General features: G+C 44.1%; 16 protein-coding genes and 2 riboswitches. Of the genes, 7 read left to right on the plus strand and 9 right to left on the minus strand.

Going from position 1 to position 26,733, the window contains the following annotated elements; genetic code table 11:
- Positions 1 to 70 precede the first annotated feature (70 nt).
- Positions 71 to 2,698 (plus strand): endo-1,4-beta-xylanase, encoded by a 2,628-nt coding sequence (locus U1I11_RS17600; RefSeq protein ID WP_322907435.1) that lies wholly within the window; start codon positions 71 to 73, stop codon positions 2,696 to 2,698.
- 66 nt (positions 2,699 to 2,764) lie between these two features.
- Positions 2,765 to 3,859 (plus strand): endo-1,4-beta-xylanase, encoded by a 1,095-nt coding sequence (locus tag U1I11_RS17605; RefSeq protein WP_322907436.1) that lies wholly within the window; start codon positions 2,765 to 2,767, stop codon positions 3,857 to 3,859.
- 134 nt (positions 3,860 to 3,993) lie between these two features.
- Here U1I11_RS17605 and U1I11_RS17610 read toward each other — a convergent pair whose 3' ends face one another.
- Positions 3,994 to 4,407 (minus strand): GNAT family N-acetyltransferase, encoded by a 414-nt coding sequence (locus U1I11_RS17610; RefSeq protein WP_322907437.1) that lies wholly within the window; start codon positions 4,405 to 4,407, stop codon positions 3,994 to 3,996.
- A gap of 357 nt (positions 4,408 to 4,764) precedes the next feature.
- On the opposite strand from U1I11_RS17610, the gene U1I11_RS17615 reads away from it, so the two are divergent.
- A complete protein-coding gene (locus U1I11_RS17615) occupies positions 4,765 to 5,601 on the plus strand; it encodes a rhamnogalacturonan acetylesterase (protein ID WP_322907438.1) in 837 nt (278 codons plus the stop codon).
- A gap of 646 nt (positions 5,602 to 6,247) precedes the next feature.
- Positions 6,248 to 7,999 (plus strand): methyl-accepting chemotaxis protein, encoded by a 1,752-nt coding sequence (locus U1I11_RS17620; protein ID WP_322907439.1) that lies wholly within the window; start codon positions 6,248 to 6,250, stop codon positions 7,997 to 7,999.
- A gap of 222 nt (positions 8,000 to 8,221) precedes the next feature.
- Here U1I11_RS17620 and U1I11_RS17625 read toward each other — a convergent pair whose 3' ends face one another.
- The 6 genes from U1I11_RS17625 to U1I11_RS17650 all read right to left on the minus strand — a co-directional run bounded on the left by U1I11_RS17625 (position 8,222) and on the right by U1I11_RS17650 (position 14,386).
- Entirely contained in the window at positions 8,222 to 8,929 is a 708-nt protein-coding gene (locus U1I11_RS17625; RefSeq protein ID WP_322907440.1) for a YoaK family protein, read from the minus strand.
- Between the two features lie 99 nt (positions 8,930 to 9,028).
- The gene (locus U1I11_RS17630; RefSeq protein ID WP_322907441.1) at positions 9,029 to 10,066 is read right to left on the minus strand and encodes a cupin domain-containing protein; all 1,038 of its coding nucleotides are present in this window, start codon (positions 10,064 to 10,066) and stop codon (positions 9,029 to 9,031) included.
- Between the two features lie 580 nt (positions 10,067 to 10,646).
- The gene (locus U1I11_RS17635) at positions 10,647 to 10,799 is read right to left on the minus strand and encodes a DUF1540 domain-containing protein (RefSeq protein ID WP_322907442.1); all 153 of its coding nucleotides are present in this window, start codon (positions 10,797 to 10,799) and stop codon (positions 10,647 to 10,649) included.
- 414 nt (positions 10,800 to 11,213) lie between these two features.
- Positions 11,214 to 12,050, minus strand: a complete 837-nt coding sequence (locus U1I11_RS17640; protein WP_322907443.1) for a 1,4-dihydroxy-6-naphtoate synthase — start codon at positions 12,048 to 12,050, stop codon at positions 11,214 to 11,216.
- Positions 12,051 to 12,734 (minus strand): futalosine hydrolase, encoded by a 684-nt coding sequence (locus tag U1I11_RS17645; RefSeq protein ID WP_322907444.1) that lies wholly within the window; start codon positions 12,732 to 12,734, stop codon positions 12,051 to 12,053.
- Between the two features lie 122 nt (positions 12,735 to 12,856).
- Positions 12,857 to 14,386, minus strand: a complete 1,530-nt coding sequence (locus tag U1I11_RS17650; protein ID WP_322907445.1) for a methyl-accepting chemotaxis protein — start codon at positions 14,384 to 14,386, stop codon at positions 12,857 to 12,859.
- A gap of 1,007 nt (positions 14,387 to 15,393) precedes the next feature.
- Between U1I11_RS17650 and fdhF the strand changes: the two genes are divergently transcribed.
- Together fdhF and U1I11_RS17660 are read left to right on the plus strand one after the other, a co-directional pair.
- Entirely contained in the window at positions 15,394 to 18,372 is a 2,979-nt protein-coding gene (gene fdhF, locus U1I11_RS17655; protein ID WP_416235634.1) for a formate dehydrogenase subunit alpha, read from the plus strand.
- Positions 18,356 to 18,931 carry a helical membrane plugin domain-containing protein gene (locus U1I11_RS17660; protein ID WP_322907447.1) on the plus strand — a complete coding sequence of 192 codons (576 nt, stop codon included), beginning with the start codon at positions 18,356 to 18,358 and terminating at the stop codon, positions 18,929 to 18,931. Before fdhF ends, U1I11_RS17660 begins: the two co-directional genes overlap by 17 nt.
- Positions 18,932 to 19,041: 110 nt before the next feature.
- On the opposite strand, the gene U1I11_RS17665 is transcribed toward U1I11_RS17660, so the two are convergent.
- Together U1I11_RS17665 and U1I11_RS17670 are read right to left on the minus strand one after the other, a co-directional pair.
- The gene (locus tag U1I11_RS17665) at positions 19,042 to 19,854 is read right to left on the minus strand and encodes a transglutaminase-like domain-containing protein (protein ID WP_322907448.1); all 813 of its coding nucleotides are present in this window, start codon (positions 19,852 to 19,854) and stop codon (positions 19,042 to 19,044) included.
- Positions 19,855 to 19,867: 13 nt separating this feature from the next.
- A riboswitch (cyclic di-GMP riboswitch) is annotated at positions 19,868 to 19,955 on the minus strand.
- Positions 19,956 to 20,003: 48 nt separating this feature from the next.
- A riboswitch (cyclic di-GMP riboswitch) is annotated at positions 20,004 to 20,092 on the minus strand.
- Positions 20,093 to 20,304: 212 nt separating this feature from the next.
- Positions 20,305 to 20,952, minus strand: a complete 648-nt coding sequence (locus U1I11_RS17670; protein ID WP_322907449.1) for a class D sortase — start codon at positions 20,950 to 20,952, stop codon at positions 20,305 to 20,307.
- A 348-nt stretch (positions 20,953 to 21,300) separates the two neighbouring features.
- Between U1I11_RS17670 and U1I11_RS17675 the strand changes: the two genes are divergently transcribed.
- Complete coding sequence (locus U1I11_RS17675) at positions 21,301 to 26,733, plus strand: ATP-binding protein (protein ID WP_322907450.1); 5,433 nt, start codon at positions 21,301 to 21,303, stop codon at positions 26,731 to 26,733.

Here is a 26,733-nt window from a genome sequence, read left to right on the forward strand (position 1 = left end):
TTGATTGCATATTTCAGAACGAGAAAGGTGAGGGATTGTATTGGTACATATACATTGGCGTAAAGTTTGGATGGCAACATTCGCAATCTTGTTATTGCTGCCGTTGCTCATTCCTGCCGCACCATCTGTGTCCGCAGCGGATGCCGATCAGGCGGTGCTACAGGCAAATTTTGAAGATGGCACGACGATGGGCTGGTACGGACGCGGTGGTGTGGAGCAGCTGGCGGCAATTCCGGCGGCGGCACATGACGGTCAATATGGATTGGAGATCAAAGGTCGCACCCAAAGCTGGCACGGCCCACAGCTTGAACTGACCCCAATATTGGAAAAAGGACGTTCGTATACGATCTCGGCATGGCTGCGTTTGCCTGAAGGTACACCAGCGACAAGCATTTCGATGTCGGTGCAGCAAAGCACATACGGTAAGGACAATGAATACAAAACGTTGACCAGTCAAACGATCAGCGCGGATCGCTGGACAGAACTGAAAGCCGATTATGTATTGACCGATACGCTAAATGGAGCAGCGCTTTATTTTGAAGCCGGATCATCTGCAAGCGCTTCCTTTTATCTAGATGATGTGGTCATCAAACTAGCGGCGGTGAAAGAGCCGACGTCGATTCAACGCGATATCCCTTCGCTCAAAGATGTGTATGCCAACGATTTTAAAATCGGTTCCGCACTGCTCGTCTCCGAAATTGCCGATCCGAACGGCGCGGATGCACAATTGCTGGAAAAGCATTTTAATATGCTGACTGCTGGCAATGAGCTGAAATGGGATGCGACTGAGCCAAAGGACGGGCAATTTGACTTTACCCGTGCTGACAAAATCGTCAAGTTTGCAATGGATCATAGGATGGATTTTCGTGGACATACACTTGCTTGGCATAACCAGACACCAGACTGGGTATTCCGTGACGATCAAGGCAAGCTTGTCAGCAAAGAAGTGCTGTTGCAGCGTCTGAAACGCCATATCGACACGGTTGTAGGACGTTACAAAGGCAAGATTGGCACATGGGACGTAGTGAATGAAGTGATCGATCCGTCAGGACCAAACGGGTTGCGCAACAGTCTCTGGTATCAGATTGCCGGTGAGGAATTTATCGAAAAAGCGTTTATTTATGCACATGCAGCCGATCCGAGTGCAAAGCTGTTCATTAACGATTACAACACCGAAGAACCTGCTAAACGGGACGCATTGTACGCATTGATTAAACGTCTGCAAGCTAAAGGCATTCCGATCGATGGTGTCGGTCATCAAATGCATATTAGTACCGCTTATCCGTCAACAGCCGCCGTCGATGCGATGTTTAGCAAATTCGCTGATCTGGGCATCCAGCAGGAAGTTACCGAGCTGGATATGAGCGTATATAGCAATGATACCGATTCATGGCAGACATTCCCTGAAGATCAACAAATTCGGCAGGCGTATCGTTATCGTGACATGATGAATGTGTTTTTGAAACATAAGGATCAGATTACAGCGGTAATTTTCTGGGGCAAAGATGATGGCAATACATGGTTAACTACATTCCCGACTGTACGCAACAATTGGCCGTTATTGTTCGATGCACAGTTACAGGCGAAATACGCGTACTGGGCACTGGTCGATCCATCCAAAGTGCCAATCGAACCGAAACAGGCACAAGCTTCACAAGGCACCGCACGGATTGATGCTCGTATGGAACAGGCATGGAACCGTTCGGCACGCCTACCGATAACACGAGCAGATGGAAGCGAAGCAGGTAACTTTCGCTTAATGTGGGATAACAAATTTGTATACGTATGGGCAGATGTGAACGATACAACGGTAAACGGTAAAGACGGCATCACACTGTATATAAACAACGGCAATGCCGCCAAGCCGGACAGCTATGTGATGCAGCGCAGCGGTGCGCAAAATAATGCTAAATGGGCATATCGCTCCGCACGTACAACGAATGGCTATACGATTGAAGCGAAGCTGCCAGTCACCGGCAATGCGCTTGGACGTGAACTTGGACTTGATCTCGTCTTGTCCGACTACAAAGGCAATGTTGCTACACGCACATTTTGGAGCGATACGACAGGTGCCCAAGCAAACAGTACGGCGAATTACGGCAAAATTAAACTGGAGCAAGGCCCACAGATCGCCGCTGCTGTGAAAGGGACACCGACGATCGATGGAGACGTAGACGCGATCTGGCAAAAAGCAACCGCGATCACCACTTCCCGTCAAGTTGTTGGCACTGGCGGATCGGTAGCTGAAGTGCGTACGCTATGGGATGCTAATCGTCTGTACATTTTGGCAGAAGTGAAAGATAAGTTATTGTCAGCAAGCAGCCCGAATGCATATGAACAGGATTCAATCGAAATTTTCGTTGATCCGAATTTGGGCCGTACACCATATTTTGAACCGGGGGATGACGGGCAGTATCGCATTAATTACAAAGGTAACGAAACCGTCAATCCAGCGGATCAGAAAAGCCGCTTAACATCCGCTACTACAATCATTCCGGGCGGTTATCGGATCGAAGCAGCAATCGATTGGCCGCAAGGCGTTACGCCACCGGTAGCTGGACAATGGATTGGCTTTGATATTCAGGTGAACAATGACGATACCGGCAATGGCAAACGCGATACGGTGACGGTCTGGAATGATACTTCCGGTCAATCGTATCAGAACACCGCCGGTTATGGGCTGCTGCAATTGCAATAATCGATCGTTTGAGCTGGAACTATCTTTTGGATGCACAATCAAATTTTACCGAAAAGAGGGAATTCTATGAGCAATCAGCCGCATTCCGCTTCACAGGCGCAACGGCAATCCGCTGCATCGATTTCATCAACAGCCGTATCCCAGCCGCAACAGACGACCGATATTCGCCTGGCACAAACGTTCCGCAATGACTTTCCGATCGGCGCAGCGGTCAGTGCGCAGACGATTCATAGTCAGCGTGATTTGCTGCTGCAACAATACAGCAGTCTGACCGCCGAAAATGAGATGAAATTTATTAGCGTGCATCCGCATGAGCATCAGTATACGTTCGAACAAGCGGATAAGATCGCTAACTTTGCCCGGCAGCATGAATTGGAGCTGCGTGGTCATACGTTTGTATGGCATAATCAGACACCGGACTGGGTGTTCCACAATGAGCAGGGTGGCAAAGCGGATCGTGCTACATTGCTTGCCCGTTTGCACCAGCATATGGAGACGGTTATGGGGCGATACGGCGATGTGATTCGCTGCTGGGATGTCGTCAACGAGGCGATTAGCGATGAGGATGGCACATATTTGCGTCCGACGCCGTGGCTGGAAGGTGTAGGGGAAGATTATATCGCCCGTGCGTTTGAAATGGCACATGCGATCGATCCGCAAGCATTGTTATTTTACAATGATTATAATGAATCTCATCCAGGTAAATGTGAGCGTATTTGTCGTCTGATGAGGGAGTTGCTTGATCAAGGGGTGCCTGTGCATGGTATCGGTTTGCAGGCACATTGGAATATTTATGATCCAAGCCTGGATTGGATTCGCGCGGCGATTGAACGCTATGCGGCACTCGGTTTACAGCTGCAAATTACCGAAATGGATGTATCGATGTTTGCATTTGAAGATCGGCGTACTGATCTGAAGGTGCCGACAGCGGAGATGCTGCGGCTGCAAGAGCAGCGGTATCGCGACTATTTCCGCCTGTTCCATGAGTATCGTGACGTGCTGACCAGCGTTACGTTTTGGGGAGCGGCGGATGATTATACATGGCTGGACGGCTTCCCGGTACGCGGACGCAAAAATTGGCCGCTATTGTTCGACGAACAGCAGCAGCCCAAGCCGGTTTGTTACGAGATTGTGCGTGAACGTCAAAGTATGGAGAACTAATAAGCGTAAACGATCGTAGCGGGAAGCGCATAGCTAGTAAGACAAACAGCGACATTATCGATGATGATCGATCGGAGTCAATCGCATCGCAACAGTGTGTTCATAGTGCTTCGACAAAGTTGCTGCTGTGCTGTTTAAACGATATCGTCCCATTTTCGCTCCATAATGACATAATCTTTGCCGCCTTTACGAAAAGATTCGCCTGTAACATGCATGCCGAATCGTTCGTAAAAGGCGGCTTTTTCCGTGCGTGCATTGCAATACAGGCGGCGCAATGCATGCCGCTCCGCTTCGGCAATAATAAACGCCATTAGCTTGCTGCCATGCCCTTGTCTTTGCCATGCCATACGCGTAGCGAATTTACGAAACTGCCCTTCGTTATGATGGACAAATAAAGAGATGACCGATAGAAGCTCATCCGCTGCAAATAAGCCGTAATGTCGCCCGACATCATCGTCTGCAAGCTGCACATATTCTAGCTCGCGCTCAGGCCACATCACTTCATGCCTGATTTGCCATGCCTGTTGTTTCGTAATTTCACGAATCATACGTTTACCACCTTTCTGAACCGAATAGATTGCGGACATACAGTAGTCGTGTGGATGTTCGTTTGCTAGTGTGCTGCCGCCTGTTTTTCATTATTGCGGCTAGCTGTAATCCTGTCTACCGTTACAGCATAGCATATTCGTTACTTTTGCTACTCATTCTTCGTACCACTTTCTGATTACTGCCTGACGATCCGGTACAATATTGCGGAAGACGCGTAGTATAATTCGGCAACTTTTATACATAACACTGAATTTTAAACAATGGACACGGTTTTATAGCTTTTCTTATTTGACGGGAAGTCGATATGATCAATATGTAAGCGCTTCAATTATGAGGAGGAAGGGATGGGATAGAAGATGAGTCGGAATGTACGTATCGTATCGAATGGATGGATAGCGCTATTGTTGCTAGTCGGCATATGGTGCAGCAGTGGGACAGTAGCAGGCATGCAAACCGCTACCGCTAACAACGATACAGCAGCGAATGAAGGGGCGTCAACAGATGGAGCGCGTATTCCGGTCGTTTATTTGGCAGGCGATTCAACAGTACAGACGTATCGATCTGCCCAACGTCCGCAGGCAGGTTGGGGGCAAATGATCGCCGGTTATTTTGATGATGGGGTACAGTTTAGCAATCGCGCGATCGGCGGACGCAGCTCGCGTTCTTTTATTGAACAAGGCAGATTGGATACGATTGTATCGCTGTTACAGCCTGGTGATTATTTGATGGTACAGTTTGGACATAATGATGCCGATTTTTCCAAGCCGGAGCGTTACACACCGGTTAATGATTACCGCCAATATTTGAAAACGTATATCGACCGTGCGCATAGCAAAGGCGCAACCCCGATTTTGGTGACGCCGGTATCGCGTCGTGATTATAATGCGTCAACCGGGCAATTCAATCCAAGCTTTCCCGACTATGTACAGGCGATGAAACAAGTAGCAGCGGAAACGAATACGCTGTTGATCGATCTGAATGCTCGTAGTGTAGCGTTGTACAATGAAACTGGAGTTGAAGGCACCAAATCGATCTTCCTGCACGTTGCCCCAGGCGAATATTCCGCCTTCCCGAACGGTGTGCAAGACAATACGCATTTTCAAGAGCAAGGTGCTGTCAAAATTGCCGGGCTAATTGCAGCAGGCATTCAGGAGCTGAATATCCCACTATCCGGACATATGATCCATCCATAAGCAGCACATACAAGGACAGTTTTCCATTTTAAATTACTTATGCAAACACGAAGCAAAGACCACTTGAGCAATGGGAGGTGGTCTTTTGCTGTTGGTTACGGTACAGAGTGAACGGCTGATTTTGGGTAAAGGAAATAAGTTGTGTCTGTATATGAAATTGCTGCTATTCATACATCGTTGCAAACAAAGCGTAGTGTCAGCACATTTTGTAAGCGTATCAGTGCTAGTTGTATTTAATAAAAAAACTGACTTTATAGTAACTATTTTTGCTGAATTGTTTAAATTTGAACAATGAAGTCATAAATATTAGCGTCATTTTACCGATATATAAAGAGGCGCTAAATAAGTAACCGAGGTAATTGTAGACGTGGATAACATGAACGAATGGGTACATAACAACCGGCTGTTCATAAAAGATCGTTGTCGCTCGGGCAGACGTAATAATGATACTTTGCAAGCACTGTTCAACGTATTTGTATTGAGCAAACAGTTATCTCGTTTTTCGAGGAACAACGTACATATGAAGCATGCTGCTGTGTATATGTTATATGGCTTTACCATGCACTCATCAATGTTACGCCAATGGTCTCAGTATCTGCGCTCATTATCGTATAGCCTATGAAATTTATTACCAGGAGGATGTACTATGAAATTGCTTAATATGAACAACTGGAGCCTTACTATCAAAATGTTAGTCCCGGTCATCGTACTGATGAGTGCGCTGATCATTTTGTCCATCCTGTCCGTACGCAATCTGAATATGATGGAAAATCAACTCGTTTCTTCGATTTATGGCAATGCCTATCGCATCGATTATCTTGTGCTTAATGCGGATCGTGATTATTATCAAGCTATGATCGCCCAGATGAAGCTGTTAAGCACATCCAATGAACAGGAAATCCAAGAACAAACGACGTACTATACTGAAAATACCAAGCAAGTACAAGATCGGATGCAAACTGTCAAAGCGATTATCATAGCACAACAGCATGTGCTGTCCGATTACAAAGACCCCAAAAGCGGCAAAACGCTGCTTGAACTGATCGATGCTTTTATAAGCAACTATACCGCCTGGCAACAAGAGTTTAATATCAATGAGCGCAAACTGAACAGCAACACAAATGCAGATGCGCAATTTAATGCTGCCCGGGCAGATATGGCAGGCATTGAAGCGATTGTAGAGCAGTATACAAACAACGTGCTGGACGATAGCACCGCTTTAAAAAGTCGCATGTATGTACTTACACTGGTGCAACTAATATCGGCAGCGATCATATCGGCAGTTATCATTTGGTTCGTCATGCTGAATGTGCGCAGACGCACCAAAGATACACTCGATCTAATCGAACGCACGTCCAGATTTGATCTCGTATATGTGGACAAATTCACCCCGTATTTATCGCAAAACGATGAATTTGCGACCATTTTCAAAGCGCTTGGCGAAGCGCGCAAACAGTTCCGCTTAACATTTAGCGAAGTGATTGAAAAGAGCGCCAATTTGCAAACGAAAATTCAACTAGTCGAATATGAAATGAACACATTGAGCACAGCGATGCACGATATTTCGTCAACGACCGAGCAATTGTCTGCCGGTATGGAAGAAACGGCAGCATCAACACAGGAAATGAATGCGACTTCCAATGAGATGGAAGCTGCTGTCGATTCGGTTGCTTCCAAAGCGCAGCAAGGTGCAGTGGCGGCTGATCAATTGACCGGTCGTGCCGCCGAGCTGGCGCTTCAATTCAAAGCATCCTACGCCGACAGTGAGCAAACATTTAAAGTAGCTAGCGAGAATTTGCTGCAAGCGTTGGAAGATTCTAAGTCGGTGGAACAGATTCGTTTGCTCGTATCTTCCATTATTGATATTGCTGCCCAAACGAATCTATTGTCGCTAAATGCCAGTATTGAAGCGGCACGTGCTGGCGATGCAGGACGAGGTTTTGCTGTTGTGGCAAGTGAGATTAGCAAGCTGGCGTACGATTCCAAACAAGCTGCTGACCGCATTAACGAAATTACCGGTATCGTTACTAGCTCGGTGAACAATTTGTCATCGCATTCAAACCATTTGTTGCAGTTGTTTGATACGAATATTTGGAAAGATTATCGGATGATGCTCGCTTCTGCCGAGCATTATGCAACGAGTGCACAGGAAATTGATTCGATTGCTGGTGACTTGAGTACAACGTCAGAGCAGCTGCTTGCTTCAGTAGGTGATGTTGTCAAAACGATTCATGAAATCTCCGTCGCAGCCGATCAAGGCGCACAAGGAACCGGTCTGATCGCAGCCAAAACGGATGATATCGTACAGCAAACGAATCGTGTAAGCGAGCAACTCGACCTGTCCAAACAAGATATCGAAGGTCTGGCACAATCCGTATCCAAATTTAAGCTTAGCTAAGCCAATCGAAGTATAGGTATTGCATTTTATGTACAATCATCTACAGACTTTAATTAGCTTCAAGACATAAAATCCTCCTAATATATGCAGAGCCGGACTTCTTAGATTTAAAGATGTCCGGCTCTTTTGTTAAATCATTCAATAGAAAGTCATCCAGCAGCGTCTGTACTTCAGCGCTCGATCGCGCAATCATGCGTACAGATTTAGCGGTATCATTGCCCATCAAGTCAGCTGACGCTGCATATACAAAACATAAGGAATCAATACAATTAAAAAAAAGACAGAAATGATCAAGACCGCTAGCAGACTTGTGTAAAATAACGACCAGGCTCCTAGCGCTGCACCTATTACAAACGCAAACCAGGATAAAGCGAGTATGAACGACTCTGCTGCTGCTGCTTTCCTCCGCAAACACTTCGCCAATGCTTGCCCAACGCCAAAAAGTACGCCAGAAACAAATCCTTTCCCTACGTCCACATGCGATACCATCTGATGCAATGTGTTTTGCATCCCCATAGCGATTGCAATCGGGAAAAGAACTTCCTGCTGCTGATGAAGTAGTTCCAGTATAATCGCGCTAATAAATAGCAAAACTTCCACGCCGAGTATGACAGCCACCTTGTTTTTAACAAATTGATCCGTAATGAGTGTCCCCAAAAATGCACCTGTGACAAACAGCAAAATGACAAGACCGATATGAATGATCGTGGCATACTCTCCTTGAAACAAAGCAATACCAAGCTTGGTACTGTTCCCGCTCATAAACGAAAGATACACTTTCCCCATCTGCAAATAGCCAATGGAATCAATATAGCCCGAGAATAGCACCAACATGCAGGATAAGAAAAGCCGGGAAAGCCCCGGCTCTAATCGTTCAATCGTATATTGTTCTTGTTTTCGCTCACTCACGGAATGCGGAGTTGAAGTCATCGCCTAACCTCTTTTCCATTGTGAGGATTAGTCTGCATAGTATAGGCTTATTCACAACGTTGTTTGTTGTAGATGTAATCTGTTCGTTTCTCAATCTCCCTATTCCTGCTTGTGCGTGTCAGGTACCATAAATAGGCTGTGTTTGGGAAGCTGCTGTACTTCTTCTCTTGATATATGCAGATTCGTGGACAATACATCGTCTGGATTGCCGCCCAACCATTCACTCATATCAATCGCTTCATAGTGTCCGCTATTAAATCCGATCAGAATGCGGCATACGTCATCACCGGTATTTTTGATATAGTGACCTGCACCCATTGGTACATAACCTACATCCCCCGTTTCAAATTGCTCGGTGACCGCATTGCCTTCAGCCAAAAACACCATCACTTCAGCTTGTCCACTAATGTAATATTGCCATTCATCGGCATTGGGATGCCAGTGCAGCTCACGCATCGCGCCAGGTTGTATTTCGAGCAGCGAACCCGCCATTGTTGTCGAGATTGGGAAATCTTCCACAGTTACCGTACGCTGTGTGCCTCCACCTGGTGCACGTTTAGGTTGCTTGGCGAGAAGTGGGTAACGGTGCTTAGTTATCAATTCTGAATGCTGCCGATACGTAGCATCCATTGAACTGTCATCTGGAACTGGTCCTTTGACAAAATAAGCTTCACCTTGATATAAATTTGCCGCTTGTTCTTCTGTAATACCGAGATTTTGTGCAACAATATTGTTCGGTGTCTGCGTCAAAAAGTCGGTAATACTGAAAGTATGATCCTCGGAGAAATCGCCATTATCAAAAATCAAAATAAAGTGACATTCATCCGGTCCAAGCCCTTGAATAGAGTGACCGAATCCACGTGGAAAGTACCACACATCACCCGGTCCAAATGTATCCGTATACGCCTGACCATCCGGATGAATGACTGTAGTACGGCAGGAGCCACTGATGACATATGCCCACTCTGCCGCATTCGCATGCCAGTGAAGTTCACGCATCCCACCTGGTTCCAAGCGCATGGATACACCTGCGATACCGATCGAAGCCGGAAAGTCACGAACGGATGCACCTCGTGTAATGCCGCCTGGGCCTGTACGAGGCTCTTTTTTCTCAAGTTGATACTTAAATGATGTCATGTTTTTTCTCCTCTTTTCCAATGATTTATAAGTAAATAATTCAATATGGTTCTTTATATATTTTACCCAAATTATAATAATGATATACAATTTTATTAAACATATCGTAATTTTTATATATTAAAAAATTACATATTGAATTAATTGATGCTAATAAATATTCAAAACGTAAGTTTTAAAGCTTATTTATAACTATTTGTGTATAGGAGATTGATTGTATCCATCCCTATTTATAGTATTGTAAGTAGCAAACATACAAAACAGCTATAAGAAGCACAAAGCATCAAGCTCCTTATTGTTATAGCCGTCTTAACATGCTAGGAGAATACGAATAGCTTGACGATGATTCTCAATAAACAGCAAGGACAGCCGCAATTTTCGCAGGCTGTCCTTATTTTTATAAAGTATAATGATCGAGTAGACATGTATATGTACGCATACAACGCTGCTATGACGGGAGTTTTAAATATTCTCAATCTTTTCTCAACAATTTTGCAAAACCTCTTGATAATAATAATCATTGTTGATAGAATATAAAAAGAAAGAAGGAACTCGGCAAAGTCCCTTCTCTCAATCAAGCTTATTTCTTTTCGAATGTTTGACAATCTGTTTCTTGTGCTTCAGTCGCTTCTTGTTTAGCGTGGCTAACAACAAAGATCGTTTCAGCAGTGCATTTGTTTTGCTCTGCCCAGTGAGTGCAGGAGTTAACTTCACAAAGTACGCCTTGTGCCATGAGGATTCACCTCCTAATAAGAGAATACAGATGCAACGTTACAGTCCCTTCGGCAAAAGGGGCTATTTGTGTTGCGCCCAAAGTGTATACTTACATTGCCAGTATACAGGATCATTACCCACTTTGGCAAACTATTTCACCTTATTAAACGAGAAAAAGAAAAATGATCCATCTATAATGAATGGAATTATCCCTATACGTATGATCCTCCCTGTTTTGCTCGTTGTAACGTTACCGATCGGCAGGATAGGAAACATCAGTGTCGGATAGAGGAAAATCTGCTCCTCAACATTGTAAACGATAACAGCGATTCGCCATTTACAGTGCGGTAATGCAGACAGCCTTCCCATCAGAAGTTAAAGCTTCGTGGGAAGGCTGTTTGCGTATAACATAGTCGCTGAATGCGTACACTCATTATTTACGCAGCAAGCTGAGATCGAATTTTGGCACAAGCCCTGCACTCGCGGCACGACCGAGCAGCGCTTCGATCGCATGATAACCGTCCTCGCCTAACTCGCGTGTAAATTCGTTGACATACAGTTCAATATGCGAGTCGGCAACATCAGTGTCCATCTCCTGCGCATGTTCCAGCACATAGTCGCGTGATGCTTGCGGATGTTGCCAAGCGTATTCGACCGAAGCACGCGCCCAATTCGCAATCTGTTCACGATCAAGCGAACGGCGGGCGATAATCGCACCGAGTGGAATGGGCAGCCCGGTATCTTGCTCCCACCAACTGCCCATATCTTGCAGCAATGTGAGCCCATAGTTTGGATACGTAAACCTGGCTTCATGAATCACAAGCCCGGCATCGATCTGTCCGTCACGTACAGCCGGCATAATTTGGTCAAATGGCATAACGACCACTTCACCAATCCCGCCGGGTACATTTTGCGCTGCCCATAGTCGGAACAGCAAGTAGGCGGTAGAGCGCTCGCTCGGTACAGCAACACGCTTGCCGGACAGTGCGGAAGCGTCGCGCGCTTCCGGATTAGCGGTAAGCACGAGTGGGCCGCAACCGCGACCTAGTGCGCCACCGCACGGGATCAGTGCGTAATCTTCCAACACCCACGGCAGCGCGGCATAGGAAATTTTGAGCACTTCCGGCCCTGCGCCGGATGCCGCCCAGTTATTAGTAATATCGATATCCGCATACGTGACTTCCAGCTCGGGCGCACCGTCGATCAGACCGTGTACCCAAGCGTGAAATACAAACGTATCGTTTGGACATGGAGAAAAAGCGATTTTCATTTAGAGCACCTCCGTTAACATACGGGTTGCTTGCCCAAGTGATTGTAGCGCATCAGCGATTTGCCAGCGATCACGATCACGCGGCCCTACAAGGTTGGAGATTGCACGCAGCTCCATAATCGGTATATGAAATAGCTGCGCAGCACTGGCAACGCCGAAGCCTTCCATCCCTTCTGCTGCCGCATCCGGAATCCGTCGTAACAGCGCCGCTGTTGTAGATGCCGAACCCGTTGTAGTGGATACGGTCAGCACAGCACCGACATGTATCGGTATATTCGATGCTTGCAGTACGGCGGCAGCGCGCTCGGTATACCCGCGATTCGCCTGGATCACCGAGCGACCAAAGCCTAGCTCATCTACCGATATAAAGCCCTGTTCCGGTGTTTCAGAGCCGAGATCGGCGGCGATGATGCGGTCGGCAAGCACGATGCTGCCAATCGGCGCATGGGGTGCAAAACCACCGCCAATGCCTGCACTAATGATGAGCCGATAACGATCGCTTCGTGTCGCCAGATAAGCGGCAGTACTGGCTGCTGCTGTTGCCGGCCCGACGCCGGCGATATGCAGATCGACACGATCTGCTGTATGTGAAGACATGACGCGGCGTATCGCCTCATATTCGGCAAGTACCGCAGTTACGATCAAAATGCGTGAGCTAGAATGGCTGTAATGTGAAGCTTCCATCGAATCAAACCTCCTTGTCGGTCACTGCCTGGCAGCAAGCCCATCCTTTAACGTTACTCCGAAAAAGGAATGATGTAAAGCACTTGACTCGAAGGGGCGAACGAATGGAGATCGCTGTCTGCTTATTCTGTTCGAAGCTGATGAATTACTCTTTTCAAACCATCTGAAGCTGCGGTAAGCGAGTGTGCGACCCGAATCGCTTCTTGGTTGCAATCATGCTGATTTTGAGCGGTTCCTTGCGCTTCAAGCGAATTTTGCGAAAACACCGTCGCGATATTGGATATTTGTGCAACCGAACTGGAAATATGACGGGAGGAGTCCGAAACAAGCTGGCTAGACTGTAAAATATGCTGCACCCCTTGCTTCACATCTGCACTATGCTTCCAAATATGCTCCAATGTTTGGCGCGTTTGTTCGGTCGCTTCTACGCCAGCATCCAGCCGTGTATTCACTTCTTCCATTGAATCGGCAGAGCGAATCGTCTCCGCTGTCATTTCGGACAGGAAGGAGGTGATTTGTGCAGCGGAATTAGCGGACAGATGAGCGAGCTTTTGAATTTCTTGCGCAACAACAGCGAAGCCGCGTCCTGCATCCCCTGCGCGCGCGGATTCAATCGATGCATTCAGGGCAAGCAATTGCGTCTGCGCGGCAATTTCCTGAATAAAACCAGTAATTTGCGAAATATGTAACGAATGCTGCTGCAAAGCGCGAATATGCGCTCGCGATTGCTGAACCGCTGTTAACAACAATTCCATTTCCCGATTCAATTGCTGCAAAATCGTATTGCTTTTTTCGGTAAAGTGATCGGTTTCGTCTGACCGTTTTAACACGAGATCGATCGCTTCCGTAATGTGTGCAAGCTGCTGATTGTTGTGCGCTACCGCTTCCATCGCCTGACTTGCCTGATCTTGTTGCAGAACGGAACCTTTGGCAACATTGCTAATGCGCGTATTCATATCGTCTCCGTACAAGGCGGCTGAAGATGCGATATGCATCAACTCCGATGAGCCTTTTACAATGCCGCTCACCACTTCATTGAGGCGCTGTGTTAACGAATCGATAATGCGCTGTCGTTCTTGGCGCTGTTGTTGCTGAATATTATGTTTGTAACGTTGATTTGTAATGATTTGGATACTGACTGCGGTCGATGTACATACAAGAAAAAACGCATGCACAACCAACATACCAAGCAAATATGTATCCGTGCCAAATACAAGATGTGGAAGCCAAAAAAAGCCTACCAGATGCTGCACCGTAAATAACAATGTCGCCAGCGTAATCAGACGTACATTTTCATAAAAGCATAAAATAGCGATGACCATAAAAATAGAAAAGTGGAATACGACATCCCCATTTCCACCGGCAACCATCGACATGCTGCTAAATACCATCGATAACGTGTTAAAAATAGCGACCTTTGGATCAGCAGGGCGTCGTGCATACATCCAGTACGCGATAATTAGCATGACGACTGGAAGCAATAACATAAAGTTAAGTGCCTGCGGACTCGTTTGCATCATCATGCTAGCATCATTATGTCCGTGCATGTCACCAAAAAGATGCACTTGTCGAGCCAAAAAATGTATCAACAGCGAAATGACCAAAATTGCTGCCGAAATGTACAGCATGATGTAATTCTTTTGTTTGCTCATCTTCATTTCCCCCTGATACATAATGAACAATAGCAAAGCATGATTCTATGAAGTTGTGTATATACCTGAATGAGCTCGCATTCATGCTGCTTTTATTTAATATTATATCGGTGAAATAATGCTCAATTGATTATAGTTAAAATTTAAATTGCCCCATTTTTTTAAAAAAAGTATGGACGCATGCAAATGGATACGAAAATGTACGTTCAAACGATAACAAATGAAGCGCCAAAGCAGTTTTTACTGGTAGGACTATACCGAAATAGCGATACATGTAACGATAAGCATAATTGAAGTATAAAGATAAGCATAGCTAAAGCAAACGACATAGCAAGCTTGAATATGTAACTACATAAATAATAATTGTTACCGGTAAACTGCTTACTTTTAAACAAACGGGGTAATAAATTTCAAAAAGCCGTTCTTGTAAAAGTGTATCCCTACCCGTATCGATATACGTATCTATGAGCAATGCTGCTATATATTCGCTTGTCATTCGCTTGTAGTAGTCTGTCTCAAGTGGAAATTGTGTTTGAATGTACCTTAACCTATTCATCATCAAGCAATGGTTAGATCGACAAACCGTCAATGTATTTGAGACAAGCTAGTAGTACCTTGCCCGAGATTAATTTAAGTTTTAAAGCGAGTTCAAGTTGTTATTGATCACGATGGCAGTACACAATCAAAATTAAAATAAAGTTGAAATGGAACTTGGTTTGCGTAATAGGGTGGGGCGCTTGTTCAATAACGGCAAGTAGGTAGCGGTAACATAGACGTTGTTAGTTACAAAAACCGCAAACTGAATGAAGCGAAACACTCGCTTCAGGTGAATAGCGGTTAGCTTGCCGATGACCGTATAGGCGGAATCGTATAACATCGCTATGAAGCAAATGAAGCAAATGAAGCAAATGAAGCAAATGAAGCAAATGAAGCGTTATTCCGCTACACAGATCGATTGCAAACGATGAACTTATTTTGCAGAGCAGAGGTGAACCGACATGACAAAAATGGATTCCAATGAAACGTGGACGATTGAAGTAGATGGACGTTCGGTTGTCGCTCATCCGGGCATGATGATCGTGCAAGCGGTCAATCAAGTGCCAGAGCTGTACATCCCGCAAATTTGTTATAATGAGCAGCTTGGTCCGATCAATACGTGCGATACGTGTATGGTTGAAGTGGATGGCGAGCTTGTGCGCGGTTGCAGCACTGAAGTAAGGCAAGGGATGCGCATATCAACACAGACCGATCAGGTGAAAGCGGCACAGCAGGAGTCCATGTCCCGTATTTTGCGTAATCATGAGCTGTATTGTACGGTCTGTGACAACAATAACGGAAACTGTGTCGTACACAATACGACCGAGCGGCTCGGGATCGAGCATCAAAGTTATCCGTTTCGTAAAAAGCCATATGAGATCGACAATACGAATCCATTTTATCGTTATGACCCGGATCAATGCATTTTGTGTGGACGTTGTGTGGAAGCATGCCAGGATTTGCAAGTGAATGAAACGCTGTCGATCGATTGGAGCCGTGAGCAACCGCGTGTCGTTTGGGATGATGATGTGCCGATCGACGAATCGTCATGTGTCTCTTGCGGGCATTGCGTGACAGTCTGTCCGTGTAATGCGCTCATGGAAACGTCGATGCTAGGCGAAGCAGGCTTTATGACCGATATTGACAGCCGTTTGATGGAGCCGCTCATTGAGCTGACCAAAGCGGTCGAACCAGGTTACTCCAGCATTTTTCAAGTGTCCGAGATGGAAGCATCGATGCGTAAATCGCGTATTCAGAAAACGAAAACCGTCTGCACGTATTGCGGCGTAGGCTGTAGCTTTGAAGTGTGGACAAAAGGGCGCGATATTTTGAAAATCGAGCCGTCTGTCGATGCGCCGGTCAATGGCGTGTCCACCTGTATTAAAGGCAAATGGGGCTGGGATTTTGTCAACAGTGAACAACGTCTGACCACTCCGCTTATTCGGCAAGGAGATCGTTTTGTAGAAGCTTCATGGGGGGAGGCGTTAGCGCTCATCGCTAACAAGCTGGGCGGCATTCGCGATCAACATGGAGCCGATGCGCTCGCTTATATCGCATCGTCCAAATGCTCGAATGAAGAAAATTACATTTTCCAAAAGTTTGCCCGTTCGATTATGGGCACGAACAATGTAGATAACTGTTCGCGCTATTGTCAGTCACCAGCGACATCTGGTCTGATGCGTACTGTCGGTATGGGCGGTGACTCCGGCACGATTCACGATATCGAGCAAGCCGAACTCGTACTGATCGTTGGCGCGAATCCGGCAGAATCACATCCCGTACTGGCAACACGTGTAAAACGTGCCCATAAGCTGCACGGACAAAAGCTGATCGTATCGGATATTCGTAAAAATGAAATGGCAGAACGTGCTGATCTGCATTTGCATCCGCATCCTGGTTCTGATCTCGTCTGGCTGTCAGCCGTTACCAAATATATTATCGATCAAGGCTGGGAACAGCGCGAGTTTCTAGATCAACATGTGGAAGGTTTTGACGCTTATCGCGCATCGCTCGCTCCGTATACGCTGGAATATGCTGCGGAGAAATCAGGACTGTCACGCGCCGAACTCATTCGCACCGCCGAAATGATTCATCAATCTGGCAGTACATGTATTTTGTGGGCGATGGGTGTGACTCAGCATCGCGGCGGTACGGACACATCGACCGCGATTTGTAATTTGCTGCTGACGACAGGCAATTTTATGCGTCCGGGTACAGGCGCTTATCCGCTGCGTGGTCATAACAATGTGCAAGGGGCATGTGATTTTGGCACGATGCCGAATTTCTTCCCAGGTTATGAAAAGGTAAGCGATGAGGCTGTGCGCAGCCGTTATGAACAAGCATGGGGCGTGAAGCTGCCGGATCAGCCAGGGCTGGATAATCATCAGATGGTTGATGCGATTCAAGATGGTCGAGTTAAAGGGATGTATCTGTTTGGTGAGGAGATGGCATTTGTCGATTCCAATTCTAATTTTGTGGAGGAGATGTTTGGTAAGCTGGACTTTTTTGTCGTACAGGACATTTTCTTCTCGCGTACAGCACAATTTGCCGATGTGATCTTGCCAGCTTCACCAAGTTTGGAAAAAGAAGGCACATTTACGAATACCGAGCGCCGGATTCAGCGTTTTCATCAAGTGTTCGAACCGCTTGCCGATTCGCGTCCAGACTGGCGCATTATTCAAGATGTGGCGAATGCACTGGGTGCAGGCTGGAATTATCGTCATCCATCTGAAATTATGGCGGAAGCGGCAAGTCTTGCGCCAATGTTCGCCGGTGTAAGTTACGAGCGGTTGGAAGGCTGGAACAGTCAACTATGGCCGGTAAAACCGGACGGTAGCAGTACCGAGCTATTGTATACTGATGGTTTTGCGTTCCCGAATGGTAAAGCACGTTTGTATCCAGTCGACTGGACATTGCCGTATGAGCCAGCAGCCGAATATGATCTGCATTTAAACAATGGACGTTTGTTAGAGCATTTCCATGAAGGCAATATGACTTATCAATCGGAGTCTATCCGTCATAAAGTGCCATCGACTTGGTTGGAAGTGTCGCCAGAATTGGCTGCCGAGCGTGGGATCGAAACAGGTGCAAAAGTGCGCCTCATATCGCCGTTTGGAGCGGTCAAATTGTCGGTCGTCGTCACGGATCGAGTGAGAGGCAAAGAGCTGTACTTACCGATGAATACGCAACAGGCGAGCGAAGCGGTCAATCGACTGACAAGTAGCGAGACCGATAAAGTTACCCATACGCCAAGCTATAAGGAAATTTCGGTACGGATGGAAGTGCTGGAAGATCGCGGTATATCGCCATTGCCACAGGTAAATCATCGTTTTGCCCAGCGCCGTCCACAGCTAAGCGTCCGGGTAGATGACAAATGGAAGCGTGAAGATTACGAGCCGATTGCCGATACGATACGGAAGGAGCGTGCCCAGTATGGCCAGAGCCATTAACCGCATTGAACGCCATGAACCGACCGCAGCAGAGCTGCAAGCCGAATCGCTTGGTCAAATTATCGATGCGCTTGCTAGCAACAAAGAAGCGATTTTGAAAACGATCGGAATTGTGAAGGAATTAAACGATGCCGGGATGCTCGATATCGCCAGCGCTGCCCTAGAAAACCGCACCGAGCTAGGTATGCATGGCGTGAAGCTGATCAATACGCTGAATATCCCGCCACTTGTGCGCAATCTGTTAACGATGGTGGAGATGTTTGGCAGTATCGATCCGCTCGAAATGAACCGTCTCATTCATGCACTCGGCAACAGCCTCGGTCAGATTAGCGAGATCGATCCGACCAATCGCCAATACGGTGATCATATCGATAAAGAGCCGCCTGGCATGCTGGCATTGCTAAAAATGATGCGTGATCCTGATGTGCGTACGACGATGACATTTGGGTTGCATTTTCTAAAAGCGATGGGTGGCGAGTTGAACAAGCCAAAACCGGAGGAAGAAGATGTGTATTCCGATCCACGCGGCAAACAGAACGGGAATTACCCCGAAGTTTAAACCGATTAAAGTTGTGTAATTATACGCTAGTATAAAACAAAAAAAGGGTACTGCTTGAATGAGCAGTACCCTTTTTTGCTATGATGATCGAACATTAACCAGTGCATGAATTAGTATACTTTTACTGCTTTGTAGTCGCTAGCGTTTGCTGCCAGTGTTGTTTTTTTGCCGCTTTGTTTCACTGTTGCATCAACCGTAGTGTCAACAACAACCCATTTGCCGTTCAGCAATACTTCGTTCCAAGCATGGTATTCTTTAACTTTTGTCGAAGTTCCCATATCCAGCTTGGTTGGGATGCCTACGCTGCGCAGCATAGCTGCATTCAGGGAGGAGTAGTCATAGCAGATACCTTTGTTCGAAGTCAATGTTTGAGCAGGATTTGGAACATATACCGCTGGCAGTGCTGCAGCCAGATTGTAGTCGTATTTTACTTTGGACGTGATGTAATCGTAGATCGCTTGTGCTTTTTCAGTGTCTGTTGTTGCATTCGCAGTCAGCTCACGCGCTTTAGCGATGACAGCCGAGCTATTTTCCCAGTTGATGTTTTGAGTGGAAGCGAGGTAGACGCTGTTTGGGTTGCTCAGTGTTACATTCAGCGAATCCGAGCTTACTTTGCGATAGCTGTTACCGGATGTGTTCTCAAGCAGGGTAACTTCATAAGTACCGTTACCAAGTTGCAATGGGAAAGTCGATGCTGCACTAACAGCGTTCAAATCGTAAGTGTAAGTTGTGCCGCTTTTAGCGATCATTACTTTAGTGCGTGCCGATGAAGCAGGAGTATATTTAACAGCGATATAGCCGCTAGTCATATTCGAAGTGTCGAGCCATTCGGAGCTGGAGTTAGTTTCAGCTGCAAATACAGAAGTTGTTGCGCCGAACAAGAAGGATACAGCAAGGGAGCAAGCAAGTACGAGTTTTTTCATGGGTAAAACTCCTTTCGGTAGCTGGCTGCCAACTTGTGAGAAGCAAGTAAGGCCCTTTAGCTTTGCGTCACTATCTTTCAATAGTTTTGCCATTATCGTCTAAGTTTTATAAAAATTGGTAATTATAGCGTACAAAAAAAGCTTATCCATTCGGTAGCTGGCTGCCAACTCATTCATTAATGAGTAAGGCCCTTTAGCTTTGCGTCCCTGCTTTTCAACAGGTTTGCCATTATCGTGCAAAAGCTTTGACTATTCATTCAAGCGATGCGATGTGTACGGGTGTATACGATGTCAACAATATATACATTCATGTTTATTGAAATTGGCGATTTAATAATACTAAAGTCACTGAGTTACTATATTAACTATAATAGCACTTTTGAACGAAATAACAAGCCCTATTTATCAAAATACGCGAAATGAATAATACTTTAGTCCTGATTGACGAAATTAACTTTGATGATCGGTACGATGAGCATGCACAATGAGGCGATGGGTCGGATTGATGAGCGGATCACACGTAACGAGCGTCAGCTCCTGCTCTTTGCCATTTGCATTCAGTACCGCTACATCGGTCGGCTCTACAATCTGAATATGATCAACCGTATACGTGTACATACGTCCTTGCGCTTCGATCTGGATCACATCGCCAAGTTTCACTTCTCCCAGACGATTGAACAATCGTCCGTATTTGTGTGCGCGATGGGCAGCAACTGCAAAATTGCCGATCGTGCCAAGCGGACTCGTCTCGGAAATGTGCACGGCAGCGCTACGCATATTGTCGCGTGTCGCTCCTTCGATAATCGGCAGCTTCACATCGATAACCGGAATCGTAATGATGCCGATAATATCGCCCTGAGTAGCGGTGTCATCGCCGCTATCTTTATTATCGGCAGCCGCCCCCTCATTAAGTAGAGCATTTACACGTGAATATTCATTATTTAAATTATTTTTGGCGACCGGATGTACCGATTGCTCACTTTGCTCGGCTTGGGCAAGCAATCGTTCCTGCTGCCAATCGGCATACCACTCGGAAGCTTGCGGATAAATCAGCACAACGATGCCGAGCAAAATAAGCAGGTAAGACCATTTTTTCACAGATTTTTCAGCCTCCTTGCGGGCAAAATCATATCGATAATATGTTTTCTGGCATTGATCAGGGAAATATTAAGCTTCTTATATACTATTAAAGCGCTTTTTGATGGATGATTCAAATTATATCGATGAAATGGAAAATAATATAAATTATACTTATCATATTAGGCTGTTCTTTCATCAACTTATTTTGCAGATTTTTCTGTATAAGCAGGAATAGCTAAGTAAATTGCCGAATTATCCGTTGTAGGAAAATTTTATATTACATGGTATGTCATTACTTATAAGTGATTTTTATGGATGATTTACATTGTTTAAAATTCCAGAAAATTTTAAAAGGGGTGAGCTGATATGGTTTTTCCAGAAAACGTGAAGACGATTTTTGAGCAAATGGTTCAGGGACGAAACAATATCGATTTATACTTAAATGAGCTGACAATGCTTGTAAAATCCGGTCAACTATTATCCGTTGAGAATAGCAATAGCCTTATCGACGCGATGAAAATTGTTCTAAACTTGCAGGATGAGTGTCTGGCAATACTATCACCAATCAAAAACCAACCTTCCACAATAATGGAGATTACGTCATTAATAAACGAACTAGAGCGCTCTCATTCGCTTGCTACTCGACTGGAAGCAGCCAAGGAATCTATACGATTGTTTAACCTTCTTAAATGTAAAAATGAAGAGATAGCAGAAGATTTTATAGTGCAGCAAGATAGAGTACGAAAGTTCCTACAGGAGTTTGATGGTGAGGAGCTAATTAACACTACAGAGATTTATTCAATTGTAGTTAGTTTGGTACGCGAACCTAATGAATTAGAGGATAAGCAAGAAACCTATCGGAGGATTACGCGTGAAATTAGTTATGGAACTCGTGAAGCACTTGCAAATAAATGGTTATTTTGGCCGGATGATTTAACAAAATCGATTGCTGATGAATTACTACAGAGTAAACAAAATAATCACTTAAACAGTAGCAAGATTATAGTGAATGATTTGAAGTTTGACACTACAAATCTATCGAGTATTCCTCAAGGAATATGTATGGATTTTAGTCAAGCGAAATATACTGTACAAGAAAAGCGGATTAATAAAAACTACTTCTCCGCAAAGCAATTTGAAGGAGATATTAGAAACATGGGAGTTAGTCCAATAATCCCTGCATTTTTGATGGGTTATACGTGTCATTTTGGAATGATTTCACTTCAATTGCTTAAGAAGTCAGAACCAAAGTGGTGGAACGATCAGATAGAAGCGACAAATGAACAATATCAATTAGTACTCCAAAAGTTGGTTCAAAAAGGATATTTTGCAGAATATCACATTACTATAGATGAAGATTCTGATATTTATTATGCACTTACTGAGTATGGTACTGGGGCTTTTCGCAAGGAAACTAGTAGGAAACTAATACAATCTAGCTTTAAATTAAAATTTCGTATGTCGGAAGACTTGATTCGATTGGAATCCGACATTGTTATAACCACAATAACTAGATTGAAGTTTCTTGATCAGGTTTTTGATAACCTTGAAAAGGCAGTAGAAGAAATCAGTATTACTTCAACAAGTGCTACTCCTTTCCCACATCGAATTATTAAATCTCAACAAGGAAAAACGGTTGTTTTTATTCCAGGCATATTGGAGTTGTTATACTATGAGCAAGATTTGGCGCGTATTTCAGAAACTTTAGTTCAATCTAACAGTCCTATAGCTTTGATTGCTGTTTCTTCTGAAGCGTCAGGTCAATTTTTGGCGAGCAAATTTTCTAGGCGCGATTTTTTAGTTTATTACATATTTATCGATGAAGAACTATTATTTATCGGTGATAGTGAGGGGAATGATGTACTAACTTTTTTATTTCAATTAAAATCATTTGCACTTAATGAAGAAACTCAAAAATCAAAGAATGAGCAAAAGGCTTTGGAATTTAACATTGAGGATGAGGCTTCTAATGAATCAATTGAGCGTAAAGATGTCAAAGAAGTTCAAATCTTTCCGTCAATTGATAATATTATTTTTCAGGAGAATAATCGCATTTTAGTATTAGAAACAAATGAGACAACTACTGAATTGGACGAAAGAATACAAGAAGGAATACATTCTATCATTTCGGAAACAAAAATCGATGAACCCGAACCTCCACAGCCAATTAAACCAGAAGTGTTACTTCAAGTTATAAATACTTCTCTTACCATGTTCACTGAGAATAAAAAAGCTGAAGCAATGTTATTATTGCATTCGGTTGCTGATTATTCGGAAGATATCGATGTATTGCGCAGAAAAGCATCTTTTGTGTTAGAGGATCCATTAAAATCGAATGAAGATTGGTTTTCGTTGGTAGATACTGCTGCAAGCTTGCCATTTAATGAAGGAGAAGGATCGTTAAATGACTATTTGAATACAGCCATGTGGCTCAGGATTTTCTTTGATCCGGACAATGTTAATGATCATCGCTTAAATAACCGTTGGCGCCAGATTAATGATGACCTTTCCAGTCAGGTACTTAAAAATCATCCTGCGATCAAACAGCTAATTAGCTATTTCTGGAATTTTATTGATCGTCATCATGTTGGAATAAAATATTGTACATCCGGAGCAGTCACCCGACAGATCGAAGTGGTTAATGCTCAGGAACAGTGCAAGTTGCAAAATGAGCAAATAGTGCAAACTGTTTTTCAACGCAATATTCGATCTGAAATTAACCATGCAAAAATCCATACTATGGTAACTGAATTGTACGGAAACAATGGTGTATTGACCTATAAGCTACAAAATGCATTTAGCATACCGCTTGATGAGTTGCGTACTTTTGCGCAACAGTTTACTGATACTGATTTGGATGTTGATTTTGAACTTCTTAACCTTCGTGCTCATGATGTAAGGTTAGAAGCTTTCCTTGATCAGTATTGGCAAGATATGAGTTTTAAGTCTGTTACTATGAAAAATGATACATTGACTGGTCGGCTAAGAAATCGCATGCGAAGCCGCCTTCGCGAAGCGGTAGAGCCTTTACTGCAAAGCTATATTTGTCGTTGTCAATCAGAAGTAAAGCAGGCAGCAACTAATATATCACCAGAAATAGTCAATAAAACATGTGATAAAGTAATGGAACTATTAAATAATGCACTTGATAAGCTTGAAGATCCAACAAGTTTAGAGGAGCGAGCGGGAACAAGCTGTCTTCAGATGCTTATTTGTCAGCTTCGAGATTTTTTTAGTGATGGAACGGAAGAACAAGCAAGTCCTTTTTATGAATCATTATTGCTTACTGGTTTGATTGAACTGGATATGAAATATTTACCTGTATTGCACGAACCTTGGCTTAAAGACTTGCCTCCAATTGAAGGTTATCGAATGTGGGAACGTATACTTTGTCATTGCTCACAAGAGCGAAATAATTGGGAAAGTGCAGCTGAGCGCTATTTACGTTTTTATAATATAGGGATGTACGATCTAGTTGTAAAGCGTCACGCTGATCAATTGCCATTGCATTTGCACAGTAACGATTCGAAGGTTGAAGAAACACGTAAGAAAAAAAATATGCAGTTTACTAAATATAAAGAAGAATTTATGACTGCGGTAGAAAGCGCACAAAATTATGGTCAGATGGCAAGCAAAGATGAATTGTATGCTTATATCCGGCTGTCAGAAGCGGCAGAAAAGCATGCACAGACAACGGAAAATGCTGGTTTCTATAAATTGTTATTAGATGAATGCATGCATCAAATTCATAGAGATGCTAATAGTCGTATGGAGGCAATGCAAAATCGGTTGGAGAAACTTAGGCAAGATATTTTATCAGATCCAGACCGTGACGAAGCTGATAGTGACGATGATGTTTTACGACAGTGGCCAATTATCGGAAAAATTGAACGTATGTTGCAAAAGCGTAATATGACTGTAGCAGAGGATTATGTTCAGTTGGCTACTAATGGGCAAAAAGATACTCCATCAATTGATTACTATGATCGGGACATTCATGCTCTATTTTTGGAAAAATATCAAACGTTGTACAACATGTGTAACATTCATAAACGAGATGATTTATATCGAATTTATGAACAGTCTGTACGCAAATGGTTGTTTCCGAATCAAACCAATCGCAATACAATAAGTGCTGATAAATTTATCCGCTCATGGTACAAAACTCAACAGCAGAAGCTGGAAGATTTTATGGAACAACTTTTATTCGTTAAGATCAATAAAATTGAAAAGCAGCTTGGACGAGATAATAATGAATATTATGTATTTCCAGCAGCTAGAGATGCGAAGCTTGGGCAATACCCTCATCCATTTGAAGCGTTCGGTACTCGAGCGGTGAAAAAGGGATTACGTGTACTTATGATGGCAGGTACGCGAACAGCCAAGAATATTTTGGACGAAATCGCACAAAAGGGCGCCAATGATGGTTCGGCAACCATTGTTATTTTAGATTATGCTTTGGCGCTGGCACAACGACAAGCTTTTGCTAAGGAAATTAAACTTCGTGCAATTCCGGACATAATTGTGGTTATCGATCGTGTTATGGCATTATTTTTGGCAGCCTACAATCAGATTGAACGTGGACATGCCTTTTTGATGACAGCATTGCCTTCTAGCAAAATCCAGCCATATATCCCAGAAGGTGTTATCCCTTCAGAGATGTTTATTGGACGGACAGAAGAACTTGCGAAAATCCAAAATCCAAATGGTCCAGTATTTGTTTACGGTGGGCGGCAATTGGGGAAGACCGCTTTGTTGAGAGAGATAAAGCACAGGGATCATGATCCGGATAATGGGAAGTATGCAATTTTTATCGATCTGAAAAAGAGAAGTGTTGAGCAGACACTTCAAAGAATTAACGAAGAACTTAGTGGGAATATGCTTTTGGATCAGTACTATGAGACATGGGAAGAATTGATCTCAGCCTTGCGAAAGCGACTCGCCAACCAAGAACGACCTATTCGTAAGTTGATGTTACTGCTTGATGAAGCAGATTCTTTTATTTCCGATTGTGAAACTGTTGATTATCGACCTCTTGAAATGCTTAAAGAGTTAAAAGATGCCTATAATGATCAGTTTAAATTCGTGCTAGCTGGACTTCGCGACGTCGTGCGGTTTAATAAGCAACGGTTGAGTGAAAATAGTGTGCTCGCTCATTTGGGGCATATTACAATTAGGCCTTTAAAATATCTTGATGCCCGTGATTTGTTGTTGCGTCCTTTACAGTATCTTGGATTCCGTATTGCTGCAAATGGAGAAGATATAGTTAGTTTGATATTAGCTAAGACGAACTATTATCCAGGACTTATTCATTTTTATTGTCAGAAATTGATTGAAGCGATTGCTGAAAGTTATCGAAACAGTAATTATAATGAGGCACATTGTCCGCCGTATGTTTTGGACGAGAAGCATATCAAGACATTGCTAGGACAATCGGAATTTTTGGCTGAAATTGATGAAAAATTCCAGATTACTTTGCAATTGGACAGCGACAATTTATACGATATTTTGGCTAATGTACTAGCGGTTCATTATTATGAAAATGGAATCGGAAAAGGTGCTGCTGTTATTGAATTTATGAATATTTGTAAAGAATTTAGTATTGAGAAAATCAATCAGATGTCTATTCAAAACGTAACGGCTTTGCTTGATGAAATGGAGGAATTAAACATTTTTAGCAAAGAGACTCCTGATACTGACCAGTATGTATTTAATCGATTCAGTTTCTTCCAAATGCTCGGTAATGAAGAACAAGTGTGGAATCATTTGTTTGAATATGGTGAAGTGGGAGCGGATTGA

This window comes from Paenibacillus campi, from assembly GCF_034659835.1.
GTDB classification, from domain to species: Bacteria; Bacillota; Bacilli; order Paenibacillales; family Paenibacillaceae; genus Saccharibacillus; species Saccharibacillus campi.